Annotated in this window: 13 protein-coding genes; 12 read left to right on the plus strand and 1 reads right to left on the minus strand. The window is 65.4% G+C overall.

Going from position 1 to position 15301, the window contains the following annotated elements:
• Window positions 1-16: 16 nt before the first annotated feature.
• The 10 genes from NH14_RS23705 (at window position 17) to NH14_RS23750 (ending at window position 12046) form a co-directional block, all read left to right on the plus strand.
• On the plus strand, window positions 17-1285 hold the full coding sequence (locus NH14_RS23705) for an RluA family pseudouridine synthase (protein WP_035526261.1): 1269 nt from the start codon (window positions 17-19) through the stop codon (window positions 1283-1285).
• Window positions 1282-2175, plus strand: coding sequence for a peptidoglycan editing factor PgeF (gene pgeF, locus NH14_RS23710; protein WP_035526263.1), 894 nt, complete (start codon window positions 1282-1284; stop codon window positions 2173-2175). Before NH14_RS23705 ends, pgeF begins: the two co-directional genes overlap by 4 nt.
• 446 nt (window positions 2176-2621) lie before the next feature.
• A complete protein-coding gene (gene phaC / locus NH14_RS23715; RefSeq protein ID WP_407947177.1) occupies window positions 2622-4559 on the plus strand; it encodes a class I poly(R)-hydroxyalkanoic acid synthase in 1938 nt (645 codons plus the stop codon).
• A 142-nt stretch (window positions 4560-4701) separates the two neighbouring features.
• Window positions 4702-5883: an acetyl-CoA C-acetyltransferase gene (locus NH14_RS23720; RefSeq protein WP_168727155.1), complete on the plus strand. Its 1182-nt coding sequence runs from the start codon at window positions 4702-4704 to the stop codon at window positions 5881-5883.
• Between the two features lie 107 nt (window positions 5884-5990).
• A complete protein-coding gene (locus NH14_RS23725) occupies window positions 5991-6731 on the plus strand; it encodes a 3-ketoacyl-ACP reductase (protein ID WP_035535446.1) in 741 nt (246 codons plus the stop codon).
• Between the two features lie 164 nt (window positions 6732-6895).
• On the plus strand, window positions 6896-7498 hold the full coding sequence (gene phaR / locus NH14_RS23730) for a polyhydroxyalkanoate synthesis repressor PhaR (protein ID WP_035535443.1): 603 nt from the start codon (window positions 6896-6898) through the stop codon (window positions 7496-7498).
• 237 nt (window positions 7499-7735) lie between these two features.
• Entirely contained in the window at window positions 7736-9073 is a 1338-nt protein-coding gene (gene rimO / locus NH14_RS23735; protein ID WP_052148642.1) for a 30S ribosomal protein S12 methylthiotransferase RimO, read from the plus strand.
• Window positions 9074-9078: 5 nt separating this feature from the next.
• Window positions 9079-10017 (plus strand): sugar kinase, encoded by a 939-nt coding sequence (locus NH14_RS23740; protein WP_168727156.1) that lies wholly within the window; start codon window positions 9079-9081, stop codon window positions 10015-10017.
• Entirely contained in the window at window positions 10017-10607 is a 591-nt protein-coding gene (locus tag NH14_RS23745; RefSeq protein ID WP_035533291.1) for a hypothetical protein, read from the plus strand. Before NH14_RS23740 ends, NH14_RS23745 begins: the two co-directional genes overlap by 1 nt.
• A gap of 224 nt (window positions 10608-10831) precedes the next feature.
• A complete protein-coding gene (locus NH14_RS23750) occupies window positions 10832-12046 on the plus strand; it encodes a cystathionine beta-lyase (RefSeq protein ID WP_035533289.1) in 1215 nt (404 codons plus the stop codon).
• Window positions 12047-12165: 119 nt separating this feature from the next.
• Here the strand turns inward: NH14_RS23750 and serB are convergent, their stop codons facing one another.
• On the minus strand, window positions 12166-13005 hold the full coding sequence (serB, locus tag NH14_RS23755) for a phosphoserine phosphatase SerB (protein WP_035533287.1): 840 nt from the start codon (window positions 13003-13005) through the stop codon (window positions 12166-12168).
• Window positions 13006-13335: 330 nt separating this feature from the next.
• Here serB and ligD point away from each other — a divergent pair, with 330 nt between their 5' ends.
• Window positions 13336-14421, plus strand: a complete 1086-nt coding sequence (ligD, locus tag NH14_RS33665) for a non-homologous end-joining DNA ligase (RefSeq protein ID WP_052148478.1) — start codon at window positions 13336-13338, stop codon at window positions 14419-14421.
• Window positions 14422-14639: 218 nt separating this feature from the next.
• The gene (locus NH14_RS23765; protein ID WP_035533285.1) at window positions 14640-15197 is read left to right on the plus strand and encodes a DUF6013 family protein; all 558 of its coding nucleotides are present in this window, start codon (window positions 14640-14642) and stop codon (window positions 15195-15197) included.
• Window positions 15198-15301 lie beyond the last annotated feature (104 nt).

A 15301-nucleotide genomic window follows, 5' to 3' on the forward strand; every position in this document is an offset into this window, starting at 1 on the left:
AGGTGACCCAGACTCAATGACCCGTTCAGTTATTCGGGGGGCCGGCGCTCCCGGCGCCCAAAACAGCATCAGCGATTATAGCCTGGGCGATGAGCCCAATGACGCAGCAGCCGGCCAGGCGCGCGATGACGCCCCCATTGGCGGCGCGTCCGCCGCCGCGCCGCGCACACGCCGCGCCCAGCAGGAGCAGGAAGCGCGCCGCGTCGAGGTGCCCGACGAGCTTGCCGGCGAGCGGCTCGACAAAGTGCTCGCCAAAGTGTTTCCTGAGTTTTCGCGCAGCCGTCTGCAAGGCTGGATCGAGGAGCAGCGCGTGCGCGTCGACGGCAAGCCGGCCAAGGTGCGCCAGCCGGTGCCGCTGGGTGCGCTCATCGAACTCGTGCCCGATCTGCTGCCCGAACAGCTCGCGTTCACCCCCGAGCCGCTGCCGCTCGATGTCGTCTACGAAGACGACGCCATCGTCGTGATCAACAAGCCCGCCGGGCTCGTGGTGCATCCGGCCGCCGGCAACTGGAGCGGCACGATCCTCAATGGCTTGCTGCACCGCTACGGCGAAGCGGCGGCGGGCCTGCCGCGCGCGGGCATCGTGCATCGGCTCGACAAGGAAACTTCGGGGCTGATGGTGGTCGCGCGCACGCTCGAAGCGCAGACCGATCTCGTGCGCCAACTGCAGGCGCGCACAGTCAAGCGCCGCTATCTCGCGCTCGTGTGGGGCAATATTCGCGATGAGGGCACGATTGACGCGCCCATCGGTCGCGACCCGCGCGAGCGCACGCGCATGGCGGTCGTGTCGGGCGCCTCGGGCAAGCCCGCGCGCACGCACTTCCGGCGCATCGACAAAACCCTCTGGCACAACCAGCCCGTGAGCGCGATCCATTGCGACCTGGAGACCGGGCGCACGCACCAGATCCGCGTGCATTGCGCGGCCATCGGCCATCCGCTGCTCGGCGATCCGGTCTACGGGCACGCACGCGGCAAGCGCTCGGTCGCCGCGCTGCCCGGCGGCTTTGCGCGCCAGGCGCTGCACGCGTGGCGTCTCGGCCTGATCCATCCGGTCACGCGCCGCGCGATGCAATGGCGCGCGGAGGTGCCCGACGACATGGACGCGCTGATCGAAGCGCTTGGCTTCGGCCGCGAAGAGGGCGAGGACGAACACGGCTTCGACGACGAGATGTTCGATAGCGCGTACACCGACGAGGGCTACGTGATCGGCAGCGACGAAGACGATTACGACTACGACGAAGAAGATGACGAAGGCGAAGATGACGAGGAGAACCAGCCGGTATGACTACGACCTGCCCGGAACTGACTTCCGCCGATTTGCTGCAACCGGAGTGGCATGTGGCGCCGCGCGTGCGCGCGATCGTGACCACGCGTAACGGCGGCGTGAGCTTGCCGCCGTTCGGCCGTTGGCGGGCAGATGCGGCGTCCTTGGCGGATGCGGCGAGCGAAGGCGGTGTGGAGCTGCCGTGCGGCCTGAACCTGGGCCGTTTGTCCGGCGACGATCTGGAGCACGTCGAGGCCAATCGCTCGCGCCTGCTCGCCTGGGCGGGCGTGCCGGCGGCATGGCTGAAGCAAGTTCACGGGCCAGTGGTGGTCGACGCGGCAGCTGCCCTCGAGTCCGCTCGCGCGGGTACCCTGCTCGAAGCCGATGCGAGCGTGACCGGCCAGCGGGGCATCGCCTGCGCGGTGATGGTCGCCGACTGCATGCCCGTGCTGCTTTGCGATGGCGCGGGGCGGGCCGTAGGCGCGGCGCATGCGGGATGGCGCGGGCTCGCTGCGGGGGTCATCGAGAAAACTGCGCAACGCGTGGCCGCGCTCGCGGGCTGTGCCGCGAGCGAACTGCACGCGTACCTTGGGCCCGCAATCGGCCCGAAGGCGTTCGAAGTGGGGGAGGATGTGCGCGCCGCGTTCATGGATCACGCCGAGGCCATCGATGGTGCCCGGCGCGATGCCGTGCGCGTCGGCACAGAAGCGGCATTTGTGCCGCGCCCCGAGGTGCCTGGCAAGTATCTCGCTGATCTGGGCTGCCTCGCGCGCCTGCGGCTTGCTGAAATCGGCGTGACGCATATCAGCGGCGGGGGAATGTGCACTTTTACCGATCGCGAACGGTTCTTTTCCTATCGCCGCGAACGCGTGACTGGCCGAATGGCGGCGCTCATCTGGCTTACGCCTTGAATCTTGCAGTGGGGAGCCGCTCCGTTATTTCAAATCCGCAGGCTTCCTGCTGAACTTTCGAACACCGGTTTTAAGTCCCGAACCGCCATATTTTGCTGCACTGCACGGTCGGCGCCAAACGCCGTACTTCATGCGATTCAAATCAGTCGGGCGATTCCTGCATTGCACTGCAAGCACTTGCGCGCACGGCGCTTTTTTTTGCAGCATCGTGCGCGGTGCATTGTGTCAGCCAATTTAAGAATGGCTTACATCGGGAAAACGATAATAAAAAAAATATCGCACTGCGGCAAAATCGGGCACAAGCATTGACACGCTTTGCAGTGGGGAGCAAGAATGTCCCTCACCTACGGGACAGGACGCGACCGGGCGCACATGGCAGCAGTGCACCGCAAGCGGACCACCTGCCTCTCAACCAGTCCTCCGGGACACATCGGTCAAAAGCAGGCATGACGGCATCTCAACGTTCCTCGACAACCCCGGGTACGGGCGCTTCAACCGACGGTGCACAGTCTTTCATTCCGAAATTCACACCGGACGCTGCTGGCATGCAACAGATGCTTGATGCGTGGACGCAGGCATGGCGCAGCGCCATGGATGCCGCGCAGCAATCGGGTATGCAGCACTGGGGCCAGGCGGCGGGGCAACCCGGCGCATTCTGGCCTGGTATGGCCAACGGTGCCGCGAGCGCCGCGCCGAATCCCGTTCAGGCGGCGTTCAACGCCGCAATGAATCCCACCGCGATGCGTTCCGCTTTGGGCGCGCTCGAGGCGTTCAAGCTACCATCGGCCTCGATCGAGCCTACGCGTTTGCAGCATTTGCAGGCCGAGTACTCGCGCGATGCACTCGAACTGTTGCGCGAGGCGTCTGCTGCTTCGCCCAAGGCCCCCGAACTCAAGGATCGTCGCTTCAACGCGGACGCGTGGAAGGCCACGCCGGCCTATGCGTTCACGGCGGCGTGGTATCTGCTCAATGCGCGTTACCTGCATGAGATGGTCGACGCCATCGAAACCGATGCAAAAACGCGCGAGCGCATCCGCTTCGCGGTTCAGCAATGGACGGCGGCTGCGTCGCCCAGCAATTTTCTCGCGCTCAACCCCGAGGCGCAGCACGCGCTGCTCGAAAGTCACGGCGAGAGCCTGCGCCAGGGCGTGATGAATCTGCTCGGCGACATGTCGCGCGGCAAGATTTCGCAAACCGACGAATCGCGCTTCGTGGTGGGCCGCAATCTCGCTAACACCGAAGGCTCGGTGGTGTTCGAGAACGAGCTGTTCCAGCTCATCCAGTACAAGCCGCGCACGGCGACCGTGCACGAGCGGCCGCTGCTGCTCGTGCCGCCGTGCATCAACAAGTACTACATTCTCGATCTGCAACCCGAGAATTCGCTGGTCGCATACGCGCTGGAGCAGGGCCAGCAGGTGTTCCTCGTCTCCTGGCACAACGGCGACGCGTCGATTGCCCATAAAGGCTGGGACGACTACATCGAAGAGGGCGTGCTTACTGCGATCGAGACGACGCGCAGCATCAGCGGGCGCGAGCAGATCAACACGCTCGGCTTCTGCGTGGGCGGCACGCTGCTCGCCACGGCGCTGGCCGTCGCGGCTGCGCGCGGCGAGCATCCCGCAGCGTCGATGACGCTGCTCACGACGATGCTCGACTTCTCCGATACGGGCGTGCTCGACGTGTTCATCGACGAGGCGCACGTGCAGATGCGCGAGCAGACCATTGGCGGCAAGAACGGCGGCACGCCGGGGCTGATGCGCGGCGTCGAGTTCGCGAACACGTTCTCGTTCCTGCGCCCGAACGATCTGGTCTGGAACTACGTCGTCGACAATTACCTGAAGGGCCGCACGCCTGCCGCGTTCGATCTGCTGTACTGGAACAGCGACTCGACGAGCTTGCCGGGTCCCATGTATGCGTGGTATTTGCGCAATACGTATCTCGAGAACAAGTTGCGCGAGCCTGGCGCGCTCACCGTGTGCGGCGAGGAAGTGGATCTTTCGCGCATTGATGTGCCGACCTTCATCTATGGCTCGCGCGAAGATCATATCGTGCCGTGGCGCAGCGCCTATGCTTCGGTGCCGCTGCTTTCGGGGCCGCTCAAGTTCGTGCTGGGCGCGTCAGGGCATATCGCCGGCGTGATCAATCCGGCTTCGAAAAACAAGCGCAGCTACTGGAGCGTCGAAACCGATGCGAAGCACTTGCCAGGCGTTGCAGACGAGTGGTTCGCCGATGCCGAGGAAAAGCCCGGCAGCTGGTGGCCGACCTGGATCGAATGGCTCGACCAGTTCGGCGGCAAGAAGGTGAAGCCGCGTGCGCAGCCGGGCTCGGCGGAGTTTCCCGAGATCGAGCCCGCGCCTGGGCGCTACGTGCAGCAGCGCGACTGAGGCGGCCAAAGCGTGGAGTGAAGCGCGGACTGAATGGGCTTCGAAGCGTGCGCCGCGAGTGCCGCGGCGATGCGTGGTGAAAGGTTTTTAACGTGACGGGCAGGTGGCTATCGCAACTTCCCGCCGCCTGGAGGAACTGAAAATGACTGACATTGTGATCGTTTCGGCCGCGCGCACCGCGGTGGGCAAATTCGGCGGTTCGCTGGCAAAGATTGCCGCGCCCGATCTGGGCGCGCTGGTCATCAAGGCAGCGCTGGAGCGCGCGGGCGTGAAGCCCGAGCAGGTAAGCGACGTGATCATGGGTCAGGTGCTGACCGCGGGTTCGGGCCAGAACGTTGCGCGCCAGGCGTCGATCAAGGCCGGGCTGCCTGCAGCGGTGCCCGCCATGACGATCAACAAGGTGTGCGGCTCGGGCCTGAAGGCCGTGATGCTCGCGGCCAACGCGATTATCGCGGGCGACTCGGAGATCGTCGTGGCCGGCGGCCAGGAGAACATGAGCGCGGCGCCGCACGTGCTGCCGGGCTCGCGCGACGGCTTCCGCATGGGCGACACGAAGCTCGTCGACACCATGATCGTCGATGGTCTGTGGGACGTTTATAACCAGTACCACATGGGCGTGACCGCGGAAAACGTGGCGAAGGAATACGGCATCACGCGCGAAGAGCAGGACGCGTTCGCGGCGCTCTCGCAGAACAAGGCGGAAGCCGCGCAGAAGGCGGGCCGCTTCGACGCGGAAATCGTGCCGGTGGAAATCCCGCAGCGCAAGGGCGACCCGCTGGTGTTCAAGACCGACGAATTCGTGCGCCATGGCGTGACGGCGGAATCGCTCGCGGGCCTGAAGCCGGCGTTCTCGAAGGAAGGCACGGTGACGGCGGCGAACGCATCGGGTCTGAACGACGGCGCGGCGGCGGTGCTGGTGATGTCGGCGAAGAAGGCCGAGGCGCTGGGCCTCACGCCGCTTGCGCGCATCAAGGCGTACGCGGCCGGCGGCGTGGATCCGAAGGTGATGGGCATGGGCCCGGTGCCGGCATCGAAGCGCTGCCTGGAGCGTGCGGGCTGGTCGGCGGGCGACCTCGATCTCATGGAGATCAACGAGGCGTTCGCGGCGCAGGCGCTCGCGGTGAACAAGCAGATGGGCTGGGACACGTCGAAGATCAACGTGAACGGCGGGGCGATTGCGATCGGTCACCCGATTGGCGCATCGGGCTGCCGGATTCTGGTGACGCTGCTGCACGAGATGCAGCGCCGCGACGCAAAGCGCGGTCTGGCCTCGCTGTGCATCGGCGGCGGCATGGGCGTGGCGCTTGCGCTCGAGCGCGCTTGAGCTTGATTGAACACGATTGAGCGCAGCCCGGTCGCGGCAGCAACGGATCGGAAGCGAGGTCGGGGCCGTCGGTCGGCGCTCCGGAAAACGATAATGGAGTGTGGTTTATGTCACAACGTATTGCGTATGTCACGGGCGGAATGGGCGGCATCGGAACCGGAATCTGCCAGCGCCTCGCGAAGCAGGGCTTCAAGGTAGTCGCGGGTTGCGGACCGAACTCGCCGCGCCGCGCCAAATGGCTCGAAGATCAGAAGGCGCTGGGCTTCGACTTCGTCGCCTCGGAAGGCAATGTTGGCGACTGGGATTCGACGAAACAGGCGTTCGACAAGGTCAAGGCCGAAGTGGGCGAGGTCGACGTGCTCGTCAACAACGCCGGCATCACGCGTGATGTGGTGTTCCGCAAGATGACGCGCGAAGACTGGACCGCCGTGATCGATACCAATCTGACGAGCCTCTTCAACGTCACGAAGCAGGTGATCGACGGCATGGTCGAGCGCGGCTGGGGCCGCATCATCAATATCTCGTCGGTGAACGGCCAGAAGGGCCAGTTCGGGCAAACGAACTATTCGACGGCCAAGGCCGGGATTCACGGCTTCACGATGTCGCTCGCGCAGGAAGTGGCCACCAAGGGCGTGACGGTCAACACCGTTTCGCCCGGCTACATCGGCACGGACATGGTGAAGTCGATTCGTCCCGACGTGCTGGAAAAGATCGTCGCGACCATCCCCGTGCGCCGTCTCGGCGCTCCCGAGGAAATCGCCTCGATCGTCGCATGGCTCGCCTCGGATGAGTCGGGCTTCTCAACCGGTGCTGACTTCTCGCTGAACGGCGGGTTGCACATGGGCTGATCCCGCGCGCCGCCGCGTGCGTGACAGGGGCGCGCGGCAACGCAGGGATCGACGGCGGCGGCGGGCCTGTTTGCACGCCGGGGCAGGCTCCGCCTCCGGGCTGGAAGACAGCGCAGCGCGCGACGGGATTGGCCGTCGCGCGTTGGCGCTTACAAGGGCGACACATGACGACTACAAAGAAGACCGCCGAACGGCTGATCAAAAAATATCCGAACCGTCGGCTGTACGACACGGAGACGAGCACCTACATCACGTTGACCGACGTGAAGCAACTCGTGCTCGATCAGGAGGAGTTCAAGGTTATCGATGCTAAGAGCAACGAAGACCTCACGCGCAGCATCTTGCTGCAGATCATTCTGGAAGAGGAGAGCGGCGGTCTGCCGATGTTCTCGTCGTCGATGCTCTCGCAGATCATCCGTTTCTACGGGCATGCGATGCAGGGCATGATGGGCACGTACCTGGAAAAGAATATCCAGGCGTTCATCGACATCCAGAACAAACTCGCCGATCAGTCGAAGAACCTTTACGAAGGCAACGCGATGAACCCCGAGGTCTGGTCGCAGTTCATGAACATGCAGGCGCCGATGATGCAGGGCATGATGACCAGCTACATCGAGCAATCGAAGAACATGTTCGTGCAGATGCAGGAGCAGATGCAGAACCAGGCCAAGAACATGTTCAGCAGCTTTCCGTTCAAGCCCGTAACGCCTGGCTCGCCCGCGCAAGGCACGAACGAGGGCGGCAGCGGCGAAAACGAGAAGAAGTAAGCTCGGGCGGTTTTCAGATTGCACAGTGCTTCCGGATGGCGCTCGGCGACGCGCAACAGCGTTTGCGCGGCGCCGGTTGGCTCGACCCGCGCGCCGCTCGATACGCCAAACGGGTAAAATGGCGGATTGGCTTGATTTCGCGCGGCGCATTCTTCGCCGTGCGCCCCACATCCGGACGTACACGTGAAAAACCCTGTTGAATCAACGACCTCCCGCAATCCTGCGCCGCGCGTAGGCATGGTTTCCCTTGGCTGCCCCAAAGCGCTCGTCGACTCGGAGCAGATCCTCACCCAGCTGCGCGCCGAGGGTTACGAAATTTCGGGGTCATATGACGGCGCCGATCTGGTCGTGGTCAATACCTGCGGGTTTATCGACGAAGCCGTGCAGGAGAGTCTCGACGCCATTGGCGAGGCGCTCAACGAAAACGGCAAGGTGATCGTCACCGGGTGTCTGGGCGCGAAGGCGAGCGCGAGCGGCTCGAATCTCATCGAGGAAGTGCACCCCAAGGTGCTGGCCGTGACGGGGCCGCACGCCGTGGGCGAAGTCATGCAGGCGGTTCACAGCCATCTGCCCAAGCCGCACGATCCGTTCGTCGATCTCGTGCCGCCGGCGGGCGTGAAGCTCACGCCGCGTCACTACGCGTATCTCAAGATTTCCGAAGGCTGCAATCACCGCTGCACGTTCTGCATCATCCCGTCGATGCGCGGCGACCTCGTCTCGCGTCCGGTTGCGGAAGTCATGCTCGAGGCGGAGAACCTCTTCAAGTCGGGCGTGAAGGAGCTGCTCGTCATTTCGCAGGACACGAGCGCCTATGGCGTCGATGTGAAATACCGCACCGGCTTCTGGAACGGCAAGCCCATCAAGACGCGCATGACCGATCTGGTCGCCGCGCTCGGCGAGCTGGCCGCGCAGTACGGCGCGTGGGTGCGGCTGCACTACGTGTACCCGTACCCGAGCGTGGACGAGGTCATTCCGCTCATGGCGGAAGGTCCGTTCAAGGGACACGTGCTGCCGTACCTCGACGTGCCGTTCCAGCACGCGCACCCCGAGGTGCTCAAGCGCATGAAGCGCCCCGCGAACGCGGAGAAGGTGATGGAGCGCGTCAAGGCGTGGCGCGAAATGTGTCCGGACCTCACAATTCGAAGCACCTTCATCGCGGGCTTCCCCGGCGAGACCGAAGAGCAGTTCGAGACGCTGCTCGACTTTATCCGCGAAGCCGAGCTCGACCGGGTGGGCTGCTTCGCCTACTCGCCGGTCGAAGGCGCGAGCGCCAACGAGCTCGATGGCGCGCTGCCCGACGAAGTGCGCGAGGGACGCCGCGCGCGCTTCATGGAAGTGGCCGAGGAAGTGTCGGCCAAGCGCATCCAGCGCAAGGTCGGCAAGACGCTCAAGGTGCTCATCGACGAGATCAACCCCGACGGCGGCATCGGCCGCACGGCGGCGGACGCGCCCGAGATCGACGGCGTGGTCTACGTCGCGCCCGCGACCAAGGCTTCGAAGCGCTACAAGGTCGGCGACTTCGTTTCGGTGAAGATCACCGGCGCCGACGGACACGATCTCTGGGGCGAGGTCTGATCGGCATGGCACACCCGGCGCCGGAAGTTCTCGCCTATGGCGAGGCCATGATCGAATTCAATCAGGCCGAGAAAGGCAAGCCCCAGTATCTGCAGGGTTTCGGCGGCGATACCTCGAACTTCGCCATCGCGGCGGCGCGCCAGGGCGTGCGCACGGGCTTTGTTTCGGCGGTGGGTGACGATCAGTTCGGGCGTCTGCTGCTCGATCTGTGGACGAGCGAGGGCGTCGATACTTCGATGGTGCGGGTCGACGCCAGCGCGCCGACCGGCGTGTACTTCGTCTCGCACGGCCCCGACGGCCATGCCTTCGATTACCTGCGCAAGGGTTCGGCGGCGAGCCGCTACGCGGCGCGCGATCTGCCGCTCGACGCGCTGGCTGCCGCGCGCGTGCTGCATCTGTCGGGCATCAGCGTGGCGATCGGCGACGCCGCCTGCGACGCGGCGTTCGCGGCCATCGATCATGCACGCGCGAATGGCGTGCAGGTGAGCTTCGATACGAACCTGCGCCTGAAGCTCTGGCCGCTCGCGCGTGCCCGCGCGGTCATGACCGAGGTGCTGCGTGTCACCGATATCTGTCTGCCCAGCTGGGACGATGTCGCGGCGCTGACCGGCCTGGACGATCGCGATGCGATTGTCGACCGTCTGCTCTCGCTCGGTTCGCGCGTCGTCGCGCTGAAGCTCGGGAAGGAGGGCTCTTATGTGGCTACGCCGCATGAGCGCCGTCTCGTGCCGGGCCGCGTCGTAGCGGCTGTCGACGCCACCGGCGCGGGCGACTGCTTTGGCGGCGCGTTCATCGCCCGGATCGTGGCCGGCGACGACCCGTTCGCGGCGGCGCAATACGCAAACGCGGCAGCCGCGCTGTCGACGCTCGGGTTTGGCGCCGTTGCGCCGATTCCGCGCCGCGACGATGTCGAACGCATGCTCGCCACGAAGGACGGGATTTAATGGAAGCGTCGGCCTCGAAAGTGACGAGCATTTCGAATCTCGTGCGGCGGTATGGCTGCGTGTGCTTCGCGGCGGCAGCGCTTGCGTTGCCGTTCGCGGCCTGCGCCGCGGGCGGCAGTGCATCGAGCGATGCGTCGAATGCCTCGGCCGCGCCGGAGCAAGCGCATTCGTTGCTCAAGCCGAGCCCGGAATTCGCCAGGCTTCCGCAATACGCGGGCACGCTCGGCAAGCGTCCGATCGTGATGCGGCTCGGCGCCAAGACCGACGACCCGGACGACAAGACCGGCGTGCATGGCGAATATCAATTCACCGATACGGGCGAGGTTGTGCTGATTGCGGGCGACCGCACCGGCACCACGCTCGAAGCGGAAGAGTCGGACGACGGTTCGCGCATCACGGGCAACTGGGTCGGCACGTTCGCAGACGATGGCTCGATCTCGGGCGAGCGCATGGAAATCGACGACTCGAATCCTCAGCCGTTCGATCTGAAGCCGCTTGGCGCAGGAGCATCTGCGCCCGCGGTGGCCCATTCCGCCGCGAAAGGCGGCCAGGCCGTGAACGGCGTCGGCAATCTCGTGACCGGCGAATAACGCGTAATTTCGTGCAATAACGTGCAATAACGCGCGCACCGCATGGCGCGCCCTGCGCGAAAGCGCAGGCGCTGGGCCGCCGCGGTGAGCCTGGCTGGCGCTGGTGTTAATCTTCTGCATGCGGCGCGCGTCGCGGCTCCCGGTTTGCTTCGTTGTCGAACTCGCCCTGAGGAGCCTCGCGCCACCTACCCCCAGCGCATTTACCGCTTGCCATCCAATCCGACATGAAGAAATCCGAACCTAGCCACGCGCTGCAGACACGCATCGTTCACCCCGAAGAAGACATCACGCCCGGTTTCGAGTCGTTCGCCGCGCCCGTCACGCGAGCGTCGACAGTCGTGTTCCCCGACCTCAAGTCGGTGCGCGCGCTCGACTGGCGCAACGACGCGCAATGGCGCTACGGCCTGCACGCGACGCCCACGTCTTCGATGCTCACGCAGCGTCTTGCCGCCATCGAGGGCGGCGAGCATGCGCTGTTGCAGCCGTCCGGCCTCTCGGCCATCTCGAACGTGTACTTCGGTCTCCTGAAGGCTGGCGACGACGTGTTGATTCCCGATAATGTCTATTCGCCGAACCGCGATCACGGCGATTGGCTCGCACGCGATTTCGGCCTGACGGCGCGCTACTACGATCCGATGATCGGCGCGGGCATCGCCGAGCTGATCCGCACCGAGACGAAGCTGATCTGGCTTGAAGCACCCGGCTCGGTGACGATGGAAGTGCCCGATGTGCGTGCAATCACTGCGGCTGCGCGCGCGCGCAACGTCGTCACGGCGATCGACAACACGTGGTCGGCGGGCCTTGCGTTCAAGCCGTTCGAGCATGGCATCGACATCTCGGTGCAGGCGCTCACGAAGTACCAGTCGGGCGGCAGCGACGTCCTGATGGGCGCAACGATCACGCGGGACCGCGAGCTGCATCTGAAGCTGAAGGCGGCGCGCATGCGGCTGGGTATCGGCGTCTCGTCGGATGACTGCTCGCTCGTTCTGCGCGGCCTGCCGAGCATGAAGGCGCGCTTCGAGACACACGACCGCACCGCGCTCGCGCTCGCGACGTGGCTGAAGTCGCGCGCCGAGATCGCCGCGATGCTGCATCCCGCATTCGCCGATTGTCCGGGCCACGAGTTCTACAAGCGCGATTTCACTGGTGCGGGCGGTTTGTTCTCGGTGGTGTTCGACGAACGTTACAGCCCCGCGCAAGTCGATACGTTCTGCGAATCGCTCGAGCTTTTCTCGCTTGGCTGGAGCTGGGGCGGGGCGCACAGCCTCGCGATGCCCTACGACATCGCGTCGATGCGCACGGAGGCGAGCTGGCCGCATCGCGGCACGCTGGTGCGCTTCTACATTGGCCTCGAGGACGAAGCCGACCTGCGCGCCGACCTCGAACGCGCGCTCGCGACGCTCGAAGGCGGCGCATCGGTGCGCGGCCCGCAGGAATAGCGCCATAACGAAACGGCCGCGCCTGTCGCCGGGGTTCTATCCCGGGACAGACACGGCCGTTGTCGTTTCAGCAGCGCGCGTGCCGCTTGCGCGGCACGTCGAGGCACGTTTGAGGCGCTTCAGAAGAGCCGCAGCAAGCCGTCGAGGCCGACGAAATTGAACGCGACGCTCGCCGACTCGCGCACCACGGGCTTCGCGCGGAACGCAACCGAAAGACCCGCTTCGGCCATCATTTTCAGGTCGTTCGAGCCGTCGCCCATGGCAATCGCGCGGCGCGGCTCGACGCCGATCTGCGCGCAGGTTTCGACCAGTGTGCGCGCCTTCACCTCCGCATTGACTATCTCGCCCACGACGCGGCCAGTGAGCTTGCCGTCGACGATATCAAGCGTGTTCGCGCGCGTGAAGTCGAGGCCGAGCCGCGCTTTCAGCCGCTCGGTGAAGAACGTGAAACCGCCCGAAACCAGCAGCGTTTTCAGGCCCGCGGCCTTTGCGCCGGCGAGCATTTTTTCGGCGCCGGGTGAAAGCTGCAAGCGCTCTTCATAGACGCGTTCCAGCGCGCTCGCGTCGAGCCCCTTGAGCAGCGCGACACGGCGCGTGAGGCTTTCGTTGAAGTCCTTGATCTCGCCGCGCATCGCCGCCTCGGTGATCGCCGCAACTTCGGCTTTCAGGCCGCAGAAGTCGGCGATTTCATCGATGCATTCGATCGTGATGAGCGTCGAGTCCATGTCCATGGCGACGAGCCCGAAGCCGGCAAGCGTGCGGTCCGGCTCGATGAACGCGAAATCGAGCTGATGCGTCCCGCAATAGACGTCGAGGTCCGGGTGCTGCGCGGGCGCGGCGTCTTCGATACGGATCGCATGCGCGTCGATCGGCACGAGGCGGCTGCCGCGCGCGAGTGCGAGCAGTGGCTTGTGGTGGACGGCTTGCAGCGGAGCGGGGCTCTGGATGACGAGATTCATGACGTGAACGGTGCCGGGATTCCGGGATGGCGCCCCGGAAACGGCGGAAGATCGAATGGATATCGAATGGGTATCGATAAAAAGGGTGCAAGGACCGGTCGTTCCGGCCGAAGCACGGCGTCAAAAGGCGAATTGTACCGTTTCGATGCCGGCGCGCGGCCCGGTTCACAGCTTACAGAGACGAAAGCCGTCTTTTTAGGCACAATGAAAGCTCGTGCGGCGCCTGCCGGGGGACGGTCGCCGCATGCCGTCAACCGAGCGCATCGTGATTTGCGGCTTGTGCCGTGCGATGCGTCGCATGCGCCCTGCAAGGGCGCAAGGGGAACCGGTATGCAGGACGCTCACAATGCCCAGGCGGGCGCCGCCCGAACGCCGACCGGCGCGCGGGCCGAGGCTGCGGACAGCGCAGCGCAAACCGCGCCCAGCGCGCCTAACGTGACCACCCAGCGCGTGCCGCGTACCGCCATGCCTCGCGCGCCTCGATCTCCGCGAACCTCTTCGGGCCGTCATGGCACGATCGGCGAAGTCGCCGGCATACGCATCACCAGCGCGCGCCGCGTCATCGATGTCGACAGCGGCACTCGCAAGCTCGACCTCGTGCGCTACTACGCGCGCGCCGCGCCCTGGCTGCTGCCGCACTTGCGCGATCGACCGGTATCGCTCGTGCGCGCACCGCAAGGTCTCGGCGGCGAGCTTTTCTTCCAGCGCCACAGCGCGCGCGCGCCGATTCCCGAGGTCACGCAACACGAAGGTCTCGATCCCGGCCATCCGCCGGTGCTCAGCATTGATTCGCTCGAAGCGCTCGTGCACGTCGCGCAGATGGACGCGATCGAGCTGCACACATGGAATGCCGTCACCGCTGATATCGAAGCGCCCGATCGCATCGTACTCGACCTCGATCCCGATCCCGCACTCGACTGGGACCGCATGATCGAGGCCGCGCAGCTTACGCGCGTGATGCTCGCCGATCTCGGTCTCGATGCGTTTTGCAAGACGAGCGGCGGCAAGGGGCTGCATATCGTCGTGCCGCTCGTGCACGGCACGGGCTGGGACGAAGCGAAGGCTTTCGCGCGCGCCGTGGCGCAGCGGCTTGCCTCGGGCTGGCCCACGCAGTTCACGGCGACCATGGGCCCCGAGCATCGCAAGAAAAAGATTTTCGTCGACTATCTGCGCAATGTGCGCGGCGCCAGCACGGCGGTTGCCTATGGCGTGCGCGCGCGGCCCGGCATGGGCGTCTCGGTGCCGATCGCGTGGGACGAACTCGCCGATACAACGGGCGGCGCACAATGGACGCTCGCGAATATCGACGCGCGTCTGGCGCACGTCAAATGCTCGGACCCGTGGGCAAATTATGCGCGGGTGCGCCAGTCGGTAAGCAGCGAGCTCACGTTGCGGCTGGAGCAGGGCGCTGCTTAGGCGTCAGGCGATGGGGCACGCTTCGCGCTGCACGACAGCACATTGCGCATTGCTAACAAAATGCGCGGCCTGGCAAGCCGGATAAAACCTGGTCACGCCGACGTCATCGTCCGGCGCAAGGCTTCGCGTGTCGCGCTAGACTGACAGTAGAAGTTCCGCCACGTGCTGCCCGCACCGCGTCGATCGCGGCCGCGGCAGCTCCCGCCAGGAGGTGACGCATGCCTTGCAGCAGCTCCAGCCGTCCCAGCCGCACTCGCGCGGCGCTCGTTCGTGTTGCCGTTGCCCTGTCTTGCGCGATCGCGCTGCCGGCACTGGCCTCGCCCCCGATCAAGGTGACGTCGAAGACGCCGCCCGATGGCCCGATTCGGTACACGGTCAAGGTCACGTCGAAGCTCTACGGCAACTCGCAGGAAACCCGCACGCTGCGTTCGGGCGACACCGATGACTTTACCTGGCGCACCACGCCGCCAGGCGGCGCGGTGCCGGCGGCGCAGAGTTGTCCCGATTACGCCTCGCTGCCGCTCGACGCGAACGGGGCGATGGTGCGCCAGACGCAGGTGCGGCTCGCGCCTATCGTAGCGGCGGACGGCACGGCGAATGTCCAGGTGAGCTTCCGGGCCCAGGCGCCGCGCACCGGCAAATCGGCCGCCGGCGCGCAATGTCCCGAAGTGGTCGCCCATAGCGAGGTGCTGCACTTCTCGATGCCCACCAACGGCACGGCCAAAACGCTCACACTCAGCGACGGCACGCAGTTGAGCGTTTCGGCGCAACGCTAGTTGGCTGCGTTCGAAACCAGACCTGCGTTGCGGTAGCGCCGGGTGGCAGGAAGCCTTGGACGACACGTGCACCGCGCGCCGTCAAGGCGACTCATGACCGAGAC

Origin of the sequence: Paraburkholderia sacchari, assembly GCF_000785435.2 — a bacterium.
In the GTDB taxonomy this organism is placed as follows: domain Bacteria; phylum Pseudomonadota; class Gammaproteobacteria; order Burkholderiales; family Burkholderiaceae; genus Paraburkholderia; species Paraburkholderia sacchari.

Bases quoted from the DNA above. Each gene is read 5' to 3' on its own strand.
- pgeF (WP_035526263.1), top strand. From the start codon at position 1,282: ATGACTACGACCTGCCCGGAACTGACTTCCGCCGATTTGCTGCAACCG.
- serB (WP_035533287.1), bottom strand. From the start codon at position 13,005: ATGAATCTCGTCATCCAGAGCCCCGCTCCGCTGCAAGCCGTCCACCAC.
- rimO (WP_052148642.1), top strand. From the start codon at position 7,736: ATGGTTTCCCTTGGCTGCCCCAAAGCGCTCGTCGACTCGGAGCAGATC.
- NH14_RS23750 (WP_035533289.1), top strand. From the start codon at position 10,832: ATGAAGAAATCCGAACCTAGCCACGCGCTGCAGACACGCATCGTTCAC.
- phaC (WP_407947177.1), top strand. From the start codon at position 2,622: ATGACGGCATCTCAACGTTCCTCGACAACCCCGGGTACGGGCGCTTCA.
- NH14_RS23740 (WP_168727156.1), top strand. From the start codon at position 9,079: ATGGCACACCCGGCGCCGGAAGTTCTCGCCTATGGCGAGGCCATGATC.
- NH14_RS23725 (WP_035535446.1), top strand. From the start codon at position 5,991: ATGTCACAACGTATTGCGTATGTCACGGGCGGAATGGGCGGCATCGGA.
- NH14_RS23720 (WP_168727155.1), top strand. From the start codon at position 4,702: ATGACTGACATTGTGATCGTTTCGGCCGCGCGCACCGCGGTGGGCAAA.
- phaR (WP_035535443.1), top strand. From the start codon at position 6,896: ATGACGACTACAAAGAAGACCGCCGAACGGCTGATCAAAAAATATCCG.
- ligD (WP_052148478.1), top strand. From the start codon at position 13,336: ATGCAGGACGCTCACAATGCCCAGGCGGGCGCCGCCCGAACGCCGACC.
- NH14_RS23765 (WP_035533285.1), top strand. From the start codon at position 14,640: ATGCCTTGCAGCAGCTCCAGCCGTCCCAGCCGCACTCGCGCGGCGCTC.
- NH14_RS23705 (WP_035526261.1), top strand. From the start codon at position 17: ATGACCCGTTCAGTTATTCGGGGGGCCGGCGCTCCCGGCGCCCAAAAC.
- NH14_RS23745 (WP_035533291.1), top strand. From the start codon at position 10,017: ATGGAAGCGTCGGCCTCGAAAGTGACGAGCATTTCGAATCTCGTGCGG.